The 14,923-nt window shown below is 42.0% G+C and carries 13 protein-coding genes; 9 read left to right on the forward strand and 4 right to left on the reverse strand.

Annotated elements, in window-relative coordinates; all coding sequences use genetic code 11:
* Positions 1-52: 52 nt before the first annotated feature.
* From Q1W14_RS04670 to Q1W14_RS04685, 4 genes are all read right to left on the reverse strand, one after another.
* Entirely contained in the window at positions 53-1,069 is a 1,017-nt protein-coding gene (locus tag Q1W14_RS04670) for an AI-2E family transporter (protein WP_300699627.1), read from the reverse strand.
* Between the two features lie 76 nt (positions 1,070-1,145).
* Entirely contained in the window at positions 1,146-1,760 is a 615-nt protein-coding gene (locus Q1W14_RS04675; protein WP_300699628.1) for an L-threonylcarbamoyladenylate synthase, read from the reverse strand.
* Between the two features lie 69 nt (positions 1,761-1,829).
* Positions 1,830-3,572, reverse strand: a complete 1,743-nt coding sequence (locus Q1W14_RS04680) for an AAA family ATPase (protein ID WP_300699629.1) — start codon at positions 3,570-3,572, stop codon at positions 1,830-1,832.
* Positions 3,573-3,647: 75 nt separating this feature from the next.
* Positions 3,648-4,436, reverse strand: a complete 789-nt coding sequence (locus tag Q1W14_RS04685; RefSeq protein WP_300699630.1) for a Cof-type HAD-IIB family hydrolase — start codon at positions 4,434-4,436, stop codon at positions 3,648-3,650.
* Positions 4,437-4,521: 85 nt separating this feature from the next.
* Here Q1W14_RS04685 and Q1W14_RS04690 point away from each other — a divergent pair, with 85 nt between their 5' ends.
* The 9 genes from Q1W14_RS04690 to Q1W14_RS04730 all read left to right on the forward strand — a co-directional run bounded on the left by Q1W14_RS04690 (position 4,522) and on the right by Q1W14_RS04730 (position 14,893).
* Positions 4,522-5,415 carry a prenyltransferase gene (locus Q1W14_RS04690; RefSeq protein WP_300699631.1) on the forward strand — a complete coding sequence of 298 codons (894 nt, stop codon included), beginning with the start codon at positions 4,522-4,524 and terminating at the stop codon, positions 5,413-5,415.
* Positions 5,412-6,026 carry a CPBP family intramembrane glutamic endopeptidase gene (locus tag Q1W14_RS04695; protein ID WP_300699632.1) on the forward strand — a complete coding sequence of 205 codons (615 nt, stop codon included), beginning with the start codon at positions 5,412-5,414 and terminating at the stop codon, positions 6,024-6,026. Before Q1W14_RS04690 ends, Q1W14_RS04695 begins: the two co-directional genes overlap by 4 nt.
* 15 nt (positions 6,027-6,041) lie before the next feature.
* Positions 6,042-7,211, forward strand: a complete 1,170-nt coding sequence (locus Q1W14_RS04700) for a MalY/PatB family protein (protein WP_300699633.1) — start codon at positions 6,042-6,044, stop codon at positions 7,209-7,211.
* 7 nt (positions 7,212-7,218) lie between these two features.
* Positions 7,219-8,904: a hypothetical protein gene (locus Q1W14_RS04705; RefSeq protein WP_300699634.1), complete on the forward strand. Its 1,686-nt coding sequence runs from the start codon at positions 7,219-7,221 to the stop codon at positions 8,902-8,904.
* A 230-nt stretch (positions 8,905-9,134) separates the two neighbouring features.
* On the forward strand, positions 9,135-11,552 hold the full coding sequence (locus Q1W14_RS04710) for a TonB-dependent receptor (protein WP_300699635.1): 2,418 nt from the start codon (positions 9,135-9,137) through the stop codon (positions 11,550-11,552).
* A 166-nt stretch (positions 11,553-11,718) separates the two neighbouring features.
* Positions 11,719-12,678 carry an SPFH domain-containing protein gene (locus Q1W14_RS04715; RefSeq protein ID WP_300699636.1) on the forward strand — a complete coding sequence of 320 codons (960 nt, stop codon included), beginning with the start codon at positions 11,719-11,721 and terminating at the stop codon, positions 12,676-12,678.
* Between the two features lie 54 nt (positions 12,679-12,732).
* On the forward strand, positions 12,733-12,942 hold the full coding sequence (locus tag Q1W14_RS04720; RefSeq protein ID WP_300699637.1) for a DNA-binding protein: 210 nt from the start codon (positions 12,733-12,735) through the stop codon (positions 12,940-12,942).
* Positions 12,943-12,958: 16 nt separating this feature from the next.
* Positions 12,959-13,417 carry a hypothetical protein gene (locus Q1W14_RS04725; protein WP_300699638.1) on the forward strand — a complete coding sequence of 153 codons (459 nt, stop codon included), beginning with the start codon at positions 12,959-12,961 and terminating at the stop codon, positions 13,415-13,417.
* Positions 13,418-13,558: 141 nt separating this feature from the next.
* Positions 13,559-14,893: a hypothetical protein gene (locus Q1W14_RS04730; RefSeq protein WP_300699639.1), complete on the forward strand. Its 1,335-nt coding sequence runs from the start codon at positions 13,559-13,561 to the stop codon at positions 14,891-14,893.
* Positions 14,894-14,923: the final 30 nt, after the last annotated feature.

Genomic DNA, 14,923 nt, shown 5'->3' on the forward strand with positions numbered 1-14,923 from the left:
CACAATGAGAGGTAATTGGCTTGTATTCTTCTTCGGAAGATGCAAGCCATTACTATATCATCTTCTCTCCATCCAGATATCCCCTTTTGAACATATCTACAAAAAGGAAGAAGAGAGAAAGTAGCAACGGACCAAAGATGATGCCCATAAAGCCGAAGATAGACAATCCGATTACTACGCCGAAGATGGTGATGAGTGGATGGATGTTTGCCATTTTCTTTTGAATCATGAAGCGTATCAGATTGTCGAGTTGAGATATGATAATTGCTCCGAAGGCAGCTAATCCGGCAGCTTGGAGCCAGTTGCCTATTAATGCCATATATACAGCTATAGGAACCCACACTAATGCTGTTCCCACCATCGGAATGACGCTTGCGAAACAGGTAAGAAGTCCTGAAAGTAATATATTGGGTGCACCGAATATCCAGTAACCTATCATGGCTACTCCACCTTGGATGATGGCTAATAAGGGAATACCGATGGCATTAGAACGGATTATCATGGTGATTTCATGTATTACATGTTGGGTGTTGGTTTCATTGAAGGGGAGGATATCATTGATATACTGTTCCATCTTCTTTCCACCTATTAGCATGAAATACAAAACAAACACCAATACGAACATATTGACTGCGAAACTACTGATACCTCCCATCAACATTTGTCCGATATGTGGTAGAGCTGAAATGACGTATGAGATAACCTCGCCTCCTAAAATATTGTAACCGGTTTTAGCTTTAATGATGCTGGCAGCCTCTTCGAAAGGAGCAATGATAGCTTGTGGATCAAGGTTGATATTTTGTAGATTGATAACCAACAACCACACTACTAATGCCAAGGGAAGCAGGAAGCATAGAATTGCTTCTGCAGTAATGAGGATAGCAGCGAGATTACGTTTCATTTTTCGCTTCTCCGATAGATGAATCATTTGCTTCCTTACCAATATATAAATGGTCAGTGCTCCTAATAATCCACCAAGGAAAGGGGTGATCTGTCGGAAAAGTATAATACCTAATCCGATAATGAAGACAATTAATGAAATTTTCCAATATTGTTCCTTTGTGCTCATAATGTTCCTTTTTTTGCTATACAAGAAACACTATGGAATCGGGAAAGTTTTTTAAAACTGTTATGTGGATTGAATTTTATCCTTCATCGAGCCAACCTTTACCTTGACGCACGATTTCTATTTCATTATTTGTACAACTGACAATGGTAGAGCCTTCCGTTCCGCCGATACCTCCATCAATTACCAGATCTACTATATTGCCGAACTTCTCATCAATAAGTTCCGGATCGGTAATGTATTCAATATCTTCCTTCTCATCGTAAGGGAGAGTAGTAGTCATGATTGGAGCATCTAGTAAACGAGCGATCTCCTGAATAATGGGATTATCCGGCATACGTATACCTACTTCTTTACGGTTACGGAAGATTTTAGGTAATCGCGTGGTGCCATTTAATATAAAGGTGAATGCTCCGGGCAAATTGCGTTTCATCAATTTGAACGTATTGTTGTCTACTTTGGCATACTCGCTGATGCTACTTAAGTCGTAACAGATGATGGATAGATTATTCTTCTTCGGATCAATATCTTTGAGCTGGCAAATCCGTTCAATAGCACGCTCTTTCAGTCCATGGCAACCAATGGCATACATAGTATCCGTGGGGTAGATGATGATACCTCCGTCATTCAAAACGTCTACTATCTGCTGCAAGTCGACAGGATTATTATTTTTTTCATAAAGTTTCAGAAGCATGGCGAAGTAGGGTTTTGAATTGTTAGTATAACGCAAAAATAAACAATAATCGGCTTATTACCAAGTGTTTTATCTTTTTAGCATCTCTTTCTCCAATTTCTTGATTTTTTTCCAGGCTTCTTTGAACTTAGGGCAGAGAGTAACGGCTTTGTTATAGTTCTTCATGGCTGCTTCTTGCATGCCATGCTCCAGACATTCGTCGCCCATCTGGATATATTCGCGGGCATAGCGCACTAATGCTTTCTCTTTTTCTATTGCGGCTTGCTTCAATGCTTGATTTTCGGCACGAAGGGAATTGATAACATTCAGTTTTTTGCGAATAAGACGCTGTACATTAGGCTTCTCAATATCGTAGCGGGAGTGGATTGCTTTGAAAAATTCATCGAGGAATACATCAAACTCTCCTTTATCAAAGGCTTTGGCAGCGGCTACATATTGTACATCGGCTTGCGCTTGCTTCAGAGCACGATCGATGGCTTGCCGATTGTTGAAGCGTTCGGCAAATCCTACAATCTCGGGACGGACAAAGACATCGGCGCGGCTGATGGGCTTCTTTAACTGAATACCTTCCAAGGAAGTACAGCGGCTAAGGGCTACGTAAGCTTGTCCTCCGGCGAATACACCGCCGGTAAAGTCTATTACTACCCGGCTGAAAGTAAGCCCCTGGCTTTTGTGAACAGTGATTGCCCATGCCAGTCGGATAGGGTATTGGGTGAAAGTTCCTAGCTCTTCTTCCTCAATTTGTTTCTTCTCTTCGTTGTATTTGTAGCGGATATTGCGCCATGATTCCCGTTTGACGTCACACTCTTTTCCATCGTCGGTGATGACATAGAGAGTTTCTTCCAAAGGGTCGAAGCCGCTTATAACACCTATGGTTCCATTTACCCAACGATGGTCGAAATCGTTCTTGATGAAGATGATTTGAGCGCCCGGCTTCAATATAAGCTCTTTGGAGGTAGGCAGACTGCTTTCTGGGAAGTCACCGGTAATTTCACCGTAAAAAGTTACGGGATCACCGGGAAGTTCTGCTAATTTTTTGTCGTTGATATAGTCTACATTGTCCCGGCGAGTGGCAAGCGTGATATACATATCGGCTTCGGATTGCTCTATCTCTGTACCGTAGCGGGTGTTGAGCATTTGTAGATCTGTTGCGCCGATGGTATTATTGCGTATATGATCGAGCACATGGATGAATTTGGTGTCCGTTTGCCGGTAAACTTTCTGCAATTCGATGGAAACAAGGTCTATCTGACTGAAAACTCTTGCCGAGAAAAAGTAGGGAGTGGGGTAGAAGCGGTTCAGTATTTCTCGTTCATCTCCTTTGACGACCGGTTCTAACTGAAAGACATCACCTACCAATAAGATTTGTTTACCACCGAAAGGTTCGCGCAGATTTCTGGAATAGACACGAAGAATACGGTCGACGGCATCAATAATATCGGCACGTACCATAGAAATCTCGTCGATAATGACCAGTTCCAGTTCTTCAAGTAACTTACGATGCGGTTTGGTATATTTGAAAAAATCGTGAATGCGTCCCCGTTGCAAGCTGAAGTTCGGATCATCGGGCAGCAGAGGGTAGAATGGGAGTTTAAAGAAACTATGCATGGTACTGCCTCCTGCATTGATAGCAGCTATGCCGGTAGGAGCGAGTACTACATGTTTCTTCTTGGTATTCTCACAAATATACCGCAAGAAGGTAGATTTACCCGTACCTGCCTTCCCCGTCAGGAAAACTGATTGACGGGTATATTGAATGAGGCTCAAGGCATCTTGAAACTCTTTATTCTGGGTATCGGGGATAAATTCCATAACAGTTGTGTTTCCCTACCACCTCCCCCTGCGGGTACTCCTCCTCCCGAGAGGAGGAGAATTGAGATAGTTTTTTTATATGATGTTGAAATGTTTGAGGGCATTGGCTATTCCGTCCTCATCTACTGAGGTGGTGACGTAGTTGGCAGCCGCTTGTACATCTTCTTTGGCATTTCCCATAGCTACCCCGATGCCTGCATGGCGCAGCATGCTGATATCGTTGCCACCATCACCGAAAGCCATGGTTTCATCCAGGCGGATATTGAAATGACGAATGACTTCGTCAATGCCTTTTTGTTTGGTGTTTCCTTTCGCGGTAACATCGGCAAAGGCAGGAAACCAGCGGCCTATTTCGCAGTTAGGGATGGAATCGAGTATTTCTTTCTCCTCTTCTTCGGTGATAAAAGGAGTCATCTGGAAGACTTCTTTTTCCTGTATAGCTTCTTCGGAGGTTTTAACGGGGATCACATCTACTTTCAGGAAATCGTGGAATATTTGTTTGACCAATTCGTTGGGTTGGCAGGTACAAATATCATGCTCACCCACAACGATACAAGGGATATTGCGGTCCACACAATATTTCATAATAGTTTGTACATCTGTAGCAGGGATGGCGCTTTTGTAAATCACATCTTTCCCAATGAAGCAATAACCGCCATTCATGGTAATATAACCATCTATCAAGTTACGTTCCTGTAGTTCGGAAAGATTGTTGATGATAACACCGGGGCGTCCGGTAGCAATGAAAATATGTATACCTTTGGCTTTAGCGGCAGTTAATGCTTCAATGGTGGAAACAAGTATTTTATGGGTATCGAAACTGACTAATGTACCGTCGATGTCAAAAAACAGGGCTTTTATCATAAGAGTCTTTTTTATCTTGGGTGCGAAATTACTCAAAAACGAAGATATTTCGTACTTTTGCAAGCAAATAAATGGTAATTTACAAATGAAGAAGCATTCTTTTAAGGAGTGGCTTATTGCTACTCGCCCTTGGTCGTTCCCGGCTTCGGCAATGCCGGTATTGGTTACGTTGACCTATCTATATTGGTTACAGAATGATATAAACTGGATAAATGGAATATGGGCTTTAGTCAACATCGTCATATTTCATGCAGCCGGTAATACATGGAGTGACTATTTCGACTTCAAACGTGGAGTAGATACAAAAGATACGTATGGAGTGAAGACCTTGACCGGAGGAATGTTTACTCCTAAAGAGATTTACCGTTTGTCATTGGGGTTGTTGGCTGTGGCACTTATTGCCGGACTTGGATTATGGGTGTGTACCGGCTTTCCACTTCTATATATAGGTATAGGCGGTGCTGCATGTGCGTTGCTATATCCACCGTTGAAATATCACGCATTGGGAGACGTCGTAATCTTCTTGGCATACGCTTTTCTGCCCACCTTGGGAACATCTTACGTTACTACCGGTGTCTTTAATTGGGATGTATTGTGGGTAGCCATACCTGTAGGATTGATTACAGTGGCTATTCTTCATGCCAATAATACACGGGATATTCAAACGGATTCTCATGCCGACATACGTACATTGGCTATGAAGCTGGGAGGTAAAATGTCTATGTATGTGTATTGTGCCGAGATACTTTTCCCATTTGGCTGGATAGCCGGTTGTGCAGTTACCGGTACTTTCCCTTTATGGACATTACTGGTTGCAGTGGTTTTGATTCCGGCAATTGGGAATGTGCGAATGGTATCCCAACTACCCCGAAAAGGAGAGGCGGCGATAGCTAATCTGGATGAAATGACCGCGAAACTCCAGTTACTATTTAGTTTGATATTTGCATTATCGTTTGTTATAGCAGCTTTGTTGGCATGAAGAAACTGATTTTTACTATAATCTTAGCAGCAGTGCTGTGGACTATCATGTTCTCGCCTTGGACAGCCCCTTACGTAAATTTTTGGTGGATGATGACCGGGTCTGCACTGACCTTGTCGGTATTTGCTACCTTATTCCGTCCCGGTTGGTGGAAGGATGTGAAATGGAACTTATCTAATATCTTGCTAGGCATCGGCATTGCTGTGGTGTTATGGGGCTTTTTCTGGGTAGGAGATAAAGTATCGACTTGGATATTTGATTTCGCACGCCCGCAAGTAGATTCTATTTATGGAATGAAAGAGGGTGAATCTCCCTGGCTATTGGCTGCGTTGATGCTATTCCTGATTGGACCTGCAGAAGAAATCTTCTGGCGTGGTTATGTGCAACGCACGCTTTCTGATAGATGGAATCCGAATATAGGCTTTATTGTAGCCACCTCTATATATGCATTGGTGCATGCGGGTTCTTGTAATTTTATGTTGCTGATGGCAGCTTTAGTGGCAGGGGTGGTGTGGGGAGCGCTTTATCGTTTCTTCCCGAATAGGTTTGCTGCAATCATACTCTCTCATGCATTGTGGGATGTGGCTGTCTTTATATTTTTCCCGATTTAAAATAACTCAAAGCTTATGAAATACGATTTTGATGAAGTGATAGAGCGTCGTGGTACGGACTCTGTGAAATGGGATGGCGTAAAGAATGTTTGGGGACGTGATGATTTGCTTCCTTTGTGGGTGGCTGATATGGATTTCCGTACGCCTCCTTTTGTAATGGACGCTCTGCGCAAACGGTTGGAACATGAAGTTTTGGGCTATACATACGCTTGTGAAGATTGGTATACCTCTATTTGTGGTTGGTTGAAACGACGTCACCAATGGGAGGTTACGCGTGAGATGCTGACTTTTGTTCCCGGTATTGTCCGGGGTCAGGCATTTGCTTTGCAATGTTTTACTAATCCCGGTGATAAGGTGATGGTGATGACACCGGTTTATCATCCGTTTTTCCTTGTGACCGAACGCATGGGACGTGAAGTTGTTTACTCTCCTTTGGATTTGCAGGATGGACACTATCACATAAACTTCGACCGCTTCCGTGAAGATATTAAGGATTGCAAAGTGCTCATCCTCTGTAATCCTCACAACCCCGGAGGACGTGTGTGGACCGTTGAAGAGTTGCAGCAGATAGCTGACATCTGTCTGGAAAACCATACTTTTGTCATTTCTGACGAGATACATGCCGACCTGACTTTGCCGCCTTACAAACATCATCCGTTTGCAACGGTTTCGGAAACTGCGGCACAGAACTCCCTTATTTTTATGGCACCCAGTAAGGCATTCAATATGCCGGGATTAGGCAGTTCGTACGCAATTGTGGTCAATGAAGATATTCGCCGTCGTTTCAGGGAATTTATGGAGGCAGGCGAGTTCTGCGAAGGACATTTGCTGGCCTATATTGGTGCAGCAGCGGCATATATGCATGGTGAAGAATGGTTGGAACAAATGCTTGCATATATACAAGGTAATATTGACTTCACGGAGGATTATTTGAAAAAACATATTCCCGGCATCGGTATGATACGTCCGCAAGCGTCTTATCTGGTATATTTGGATTGTCGTGCATTAGGATTGTCACAGGAAGAACTGAAACATTTATTTGTCGACAAGGCTCATTTGGCTTTGAATGACGGAATGATGTTCGGTAAACCGGGTGAAGGATTTATGCGATTGAATATCGGCTGCCCTCGCTCAGTATTGGCACAGGCGCTGAAACAGTTGGAGAATGCGGTGAAAAATAAATAGAAGATAGATGAGACAATTACCTTTCCTTGGATTAATACTTGTGATGTTGTGCTTTGTTGGTTGCCGACAGGCAGATGCCGGACGTGTGTTGCGCTTGGCTGACAAACAGGTGGGAGTAAATGTAGATAGCATTCATTCTCTGTTGGCACAGATAGAAGAACCGTCGCAACTTTCGGGTGAGGAGAGACTTTTGTATGGGTGGCTGAAGACATACGTACACTACCAATGGAATAATTCCATGGCTGAAGATTCCCTTATATTGCCTGCTTTCGATTATTATATTTCGCAGAATGACACTATAAAGAAATTGCTTTCGTATCAGTTGAAAGCTTCGTACTTGTATTGGCTGAAAGAATATAAGCAATCCATGGCTGTCATTGATAGTGGTATTGTCGAAGCTAAAGCGTTGCTAGATACTGCAAAGGTAGTAGATATGATGGCTGAAAAAGCTTATTGGTATGTATATGTTTGGAAAGATTATACTAAAGCGATAGAAACTTTTCGTGCCGCTATAGCTTTGAATGAGAAGGCTAGCCTTTGTTTTTCTATGGGAGTTGCTATGGGATTGCAAAAAGAAGATTCGGCATCATATTATATGAATCGTAGTGTGGAGCTTGCCATACAAGCGGGAGATACTACCAAGATAGTCCATTATTTACGTAACTATGCTCAGTTGCAGGCTTATCTTATGAATGAGTATACCGGAGCAATAGCTACCATTCGCCGTATGGAACAGTATGTTGATGATTCGCAGCAGATAAGTATGGGTGACTTGGTAAAAGTGGAAGTCTTCTTGAAAGACGGACTTCTTGATTCTGCTCAATATTACCTAAATAGAGAGCGGAAGAGAGCAGCCGGTAGTGAGAAGTTTTTGACGGAAGAGAATATGGCATCCATGTACCAGGCAATGATAGATTATACACGTCATCGTACATTTAATGTCTTGGATGTGATGCGTTATAATGATTCTGTGTCAAATGCCCTTTATGCAGTGCATAGTACTCTCCGGCGTAAGGATGAGAGCAAGGAATCACTTTCGCAGGAAAATCTGATATTAACGGTGGAAAGGCAAGAGGCACAACTTACCTTATTATTTTCTTTATTACTCTTGGTGCTTGTAGGTGGCGGTGCATTCTTTTATATCCGAAACAGGCGTAGCAAATTGATTGAAGCCGAAGAACGTGTGGAGACACTCATGCGTTTACTTGAAGATGCTACCAAAAATAAGGAAACGGATACTATCGGTATACAAACTACAGAGAATGGTGAAGCTATCCCTGAAGTAGAAGACGGTCAATTCTTCCGAAAGATACTCCTGAAACAACTAGGTATTATCCGGTTAGTAGCCAAACAACCTACATCACAAAATCAAGAATTACTTCGTCGTATATCCGGCATCACCAATCATGAACTTCCGGTAGAGAGCCTGCTGGTATGGGAAGATCTTTATCCTGTGATTGACCGTGTGTATGATAGCTTTTATACAAAGATGACCCGTCGCTTCGGTGAAATGCTTATTGATAAGGAACAGCAACTTTGTTGTTTGCTTTGTGCAGATTTCTCTACCAAGGAGATTAGTGTGGTGACACAACAAAGCATTCCTACCATCTATCAGCGGAAAACAAATATTCGCAAGAAACTGGGAATGGGGGAGAAAGAGGATGTGGTGGAGTTTATCTTATGCCAGCCCTGATTATTGTAGGGTCTCGCCGTGTAGAATTACCCCTAATGAGTAAGATATAGATCATCCAAAGGGCAATATAGAATTATGTAATTGTAATGTGTTGATATATAGCGATATTCTTTCTCGCTATATAGACTTTTAATATCCCGATATAGACTGCTTGTAACCTGTTTTACCTTTAACTTTGTAGCAGAGTTAAAGATGAAAACTAAAGAGTAAAACATAAAAATTACACGAATATGAAAACAGATCTATCAGTTGGAATTAGGATTAAAAGTTGGAGATTTATAATCTTGGCATTATTGCTCGTATTGATGGTAACCTCCCTTTCGGCACAAACTTATCAACTATCCGGTTGTGTGCAAGATGAAAATAAACAATCGGTAGAGGTGGCAAATATTTTGCTTAAGAATGCAAAGGACAGTACTTATATAACCGGTATGTTGACCGACCCGCAAGGTTGTTTTGCCTTTACCCAACCCAAAGGGGAATATCTGCTACATATTACTCTTATTGGTAGTGAGGACCTCTATCTACCTATTTCTCTACAAGGGAATAAGAATGTAGGTACTTTGACTTTAAAAACCTCTTCCGCTTTGCTCGATGAGGTAACTGTTACTGCTGCCCGCCCTGTAGTAAAGCGGTTGGTGGATAGAGTTGTGTTTGAAGCGCATAACACCATTGCTTCTGCCGGAGGAAATGCCCTCGATCTCTTACGCGAAGTACCCGGTCTGCGTGTAGGACAGAATAGCATAGATATTATTGGTAAAGGCAGTATCCGGGTTTATATCAACGACCGCGAGACTAAACTTACCAGTGATGATTTGATAGATTATCTCCGTTCATACGATGCTTCCCAGATATTAAAAGTAGAAGTGATTACTACTCCACCTTCTAAATACGATGCAGCAGGAAATGCAGGTATCATCAATATTCGTTTGAAGTCCCGTCCTAAAGATTATTTGGGTGGTACAGCTTCTGCCTCCTACATTGCAGGCGAGAAAGATAACTACGGATATGGCAGCTTAAACCTGAATATCAGCAAAGGTCGCGTAACTTCTTTCGTAAATGGAGGAACCACACAAGGTAAGTATGAAACTCGTGAGACAAACTTACGCTATTTTCCGCATAATACTTGGGATAGCCGCTCGGATTATACCAACTATATGAACAGCTACTATGCCCAGGCTGGTGTGGATGTAGCGTTAGAACGAAACTGGACCGTTGGTATGCAAGCCATCTACAACCATAGTGCCCCAAAACCGAACAATACTTTGTCATGGACCGAAGTTTACAATGCTTCAACCGCTAATCTAGACTCTCTTTTGTTCTCCAATAGCAACAATGATTATAGTTCTGATCGCCTCAATCTGAACTTCCATACCGACAAAACTTGGGGTGATAAAGGTCAGAAAATGACTTGGGATGTGGACTACCTTCGTGATAGCCGCGACGAGAACATGGGCTTCATCTCCGAAACCCGTTTACCGGACGGTACAAAGATTCCGGGTACGAACTTCGATTACAGCTATCTGCAAAACCGCAAAGTAGATGTTTTCTCTTCTGCCCTCGATTTTAACCTTCCCTTCGAGAAGTACAAAATAACGGCGGGTGCTAAGGTTTCTTTTACCAATACCCGCAACCGCATTAACTACGATACATCGGACCCCAGCTTGGTACAGGATGATTATTTCCGTTACAAAGAACAAATCTATGCCCTTTATGCCGATTATAACCGGGAGTTCTCCGAACGCTTCTCCATGCAGTTGGGATTACGAATGGAACATACCAGCACTACCGGTATTTCAGAAGCTAAAGATACAAAAGACAAGCACGATTATACACGTCTGTTTCCTACAGTCTATTTCCTGTACGCACCTGTTGAAGGTCATGCGCTGAATCTTAGTTTCTCCAACCGCATATCCCGTCCTTCGCAAAACATGGTCAATCCCTTCCCGTTCTATCAGAACAAATACACATACGCCTGCGGACGTGAGGACTTAAAGCCAAGTTATACCTATAATGCAGAATTGGGGTATACATTGAAAAACAATTTCAATATATCCGGTTATTATTCCTACTCGGACGATGTGTTTTTTCAAGTGGTAGGTCTTGATCCTGAAACCAATGTAAGTTCTTTCCTTTGGGAGAATTTTATGACGACAAACGCTTTCGGTATTAATAACTCTTATACCTTCCACACTAAGTGGTTGCAAGCATACGCTCAGCATGGAGTGAGTTATCGCCGGACTACTTCAAGTGTTGCAACGACCTCTCCCGAAGAGAAAGGTTGGTCATACGATGCAAGCCTTCGCAATACTTTCTTCCTGAATAAGGGAAAGACATTTGTGGCTACACTTTCCGGTTCCTATTCTTCCCGTCAATATCATGGCGTCTATCTGATGCAGCCCAATTATAGTGTCAGTGCAGGTTTGCTTTACCGTATGCTTGACAATAAACTCAGCCTCAGTTTCAATGCTGATAATATTTTTGTCAGTCATTCCAAACTCGAAACTCTATCTAATAATATGAAGATGACTGTGGATAATCAGTTCTCTTTTACCAATTTCCGCATCGGAGTTTCTTATACTTTCGGTGGAGACATTCATAGTAAAGGGCAGAGAAATAGTAATGATGATATCCAGAGAAGACTTTAAACAGAATCCCCCCCTATACTGAATAGGGTTCAGTATACGAGTGAATATACCCCCCTTCAGAAGATATTCTGAGTGGGGCTTTGTTTTTTTCTCTATTCTCTTGCTTTTATTTAAAATAAGTGATATATTTGTGATATCAAAATGATATCAATTAAATCTATTGAATATGGAAGCAAAAGAATTGAATTTTAGCGGTTTCAAGGTAAATGGCTTTTTAGCATTATTCCTTCATCTGGTTGTACTCACGGCAGTAATTGTCTTTGGGTTTATTATATGCGTTCCTACGCTTATTGTCTCTGTGTGTTTATGTGTAGTGTGGTTTATCCTGTTCGCGGGTTATATGCAGCTGGAACCTAATGAAGCACGTGCAATGGTGTTCTTCGGAAAATATAAGGGAACATTCAAAGAAACGGGATTCTTTTGGGTAAATCCATTCTTAGATAAGAAAAAACTTTCGCTTCGTGCCCGTAACCTCGATGTGGAACCGATCAAAGTTAACGATAAGATAGGTAATCCCATTCTGATTGGTCTGGTACTTGTATGGAAACTGAAAGATACCTATAAAGCTATGTTTGAAATTGATGCACAAACAATGGCTAACTCTACTCCCACAGCCGGCAATGCTGCCAATCAGATAAATATTGGTAATGCCGTGGCCAATCGCATGAATGCCTTCGAGAATTTTGTAAAGATACAGAGTGACGCTGCTTTGCGTCAGGTAGCCGGACAATATGCATACGATGACAATGAAGCAAATACAGAAGAATTGACTCTGCGTTCGGGTGGTGAAGAAATCAATGAGCAGTTGGAACAAAAACTGAATGAACGTCTTGCCATGGCAGGTATGGAAGTGGTGGAAGCTCGTATTAATTATCTGGCATACGCACCCGAAATCGCTGCTGTGATGTTGCGCCGTCAGCAGGCATCTGCAATTATTACGGCTCGTGAGAAAATTGTAGAAGGTGCTGTTTCCATGGTAAAAATGGCACTTCATAAACTTTCTGAGGAAGAAATTGTTGAACTTGACGAAGAGAAAAAGGCAGCTATGGTTAGCAATTTGCTAGTAGTGCTTTGTGCCGATGAAGCCGCTCAACCTATTATCAATGCCGGCACTTTGAACCATTAAGAAGAAGATGATACATATATTATCTGAATTTATAACTAACTAATCACTAAGAAAGTGGCTAAAAAAGAAACTTCAACCAAAAGCTTTGTTCTGCGCGTAGATACTGCGACGATGGATGCTATTGAAAAATGGGCAGCCGATGAATTTCGCAGTACCAACGGGCAGCTTCAGTGGATTATTGCTGAAGCGTTGCGGAAGAGCGGTAGGATGAAGAAATCCCCAAAAACTTCCTCTACCAATGACAAGGCAGAGGAAGAATCTTAATTAAAAAAATTGTACTATGATTAATCTTGGCCCTTATTCTGGTAAGAATTGTCCGAATGTCCATTATCAACCCGGAGTGATTGATCGTGCTCTTGAAGTAGCCGCTTTACTTATAGTTCTGGCTACATGGATTTGTATTTATTGGTTATATACCCAGAAAGGTGTATCCCATTCGTCGGAAATGTGGATATCGGGAGGGATGTCTGTAGTCTGTTTTATAATTATGGCATTAAGTTCTTATGTTCCCGTGCGAAAGATTAATTTTCCTGTACGTGTTAACGAGCAGAATATTGGCATTCAATATATGTTGGCAGTACGTTTTACACGGGTAATGAATGTCATTTTAGGATTACTTTTCCTGTCTAGCTTGCTTATAAACTATTATCGGATAGCATCTATCTTCTTTGGGATAGCTATTGTTTTGATGTTTATAGCATTTGTTATCTATTTTGTTTTTGCTCTCAAATACAAATAAATTCGTAATAAATAATTAAAGCAATTATCTGATACCTATTAGTTGTTAATTTACATACCTTTATACTCTTTTTTAGGTATTGCCCCCCTTTTTAACTACCTCTACCTTTGCCTCGATTTAAAATTATAAAAATTAAGGCAAATGAAAAGAAAGGTTTTATTGTTCTCTTTATGTCTTGCGACCTGTACTGTAAATGTTTCGGCGGAAAATACGGCAGGCGATGATAAAGATACAAACAACACGCAACAAACTGAAGAAAAAGCCCCGAAAAAGAAGTCAAGACTTACCTTGGGGGGATATGGTGAAGCGGTATATTCACGTAATTTCTATAGTGACAGCTATTTGCGCTACAACAGTGCAGAGGCAGCAGCACTTCGTAAAGACGAAAGCCATGGCCGTTTCGATATGCCACATGTCGTGATATATCTGGGCTATGATTTTGGTAAAGGCTGGACGATGGGTACTGAAATTGAATTTGAGCACGGTGGTACCGAAAGTGCCGTTGAAATTGAAGAAGAAGAAGGCGGTGAATACGAGAGCGAAATAGAACGCGGAGGTGAGGTTGCTTTAGAACAATTCTGGATTCAAAAGTCATTCTGTCCACAGTTGAATGTCAAGATGGGGCATTTTATCGTGCCCATTGGTGCAACTAACGGGCACCATATGCCTACAGAATTCTTTGGCGTTTATCGTCCCGAAGGCGAAAATACCATCATGCCTTGTACTTGGCATGAAACAGGGGTAAGTGTATGGGGACGGGCCGGAGACTGGCGTTACGAAGCTTTGCTTATCTCGGGTCTTGACTCTGAACGTTTCGGTCGTAAAGGATGGGTGCACGATGGTTCTGCTTCACCCTACGAATTTAAGATTGCCAATTCCATGGCAGGTGCTTTCCGCCTTGATAATTACACGGTTAAAGGCTTACGGCTTTCTCTTAGCGGGTATGTGGGAAATTCATTCCGAAATACTCTGCGTACTCCCAATTCCTCGTATGACGACATAAAGGGGACGGTTGCTATCGGTGCTTTTGACTTTCATTTAGACAGATGGAATTGGATCGCTCGAGGAAACTTCGACTACGGTCACTTGAGTGACTCAAGAGAGATTTCTGATTATAATAAGAGTTTTCCTAAAGATTCCCCTTCTCCCAAGCAGTCGGTAGCTTCGGATGCTATTGCTGCCGGTATCGAAGTAGGTTACAACGTTTTCGCACTGTCCAACAAACTGGCACAGAGTGGACGAAAACTCTATGTCTTCGGTCGCTACGATTACTATGACTCCATGTACGATACGGAAAGTTCTATCGTTGATTACCAGTATTGTGGTCGTCATCGGATAGCAGCTGGTCTGAACTACTTCCCGATAAAGGATATCGTGGTGAAAGGTGAATATTCTATCGGCTTGATGAAGAGTCCCTACAACAACGAACCCTCCATTTCACTGGGAGTTGCTTACTCCGGATTCTTCAATATGTAATAGCAAAATAGCGATAAACGATAAAAGAGA

It is taken from the genome of Bacteroides sp. (assembly GCF_030151085.1).
GTDB lineage: Bacteria > Bacteroidota > Bacteroidia > Bacteroidales > Bacteroidaceae > Bacteroides.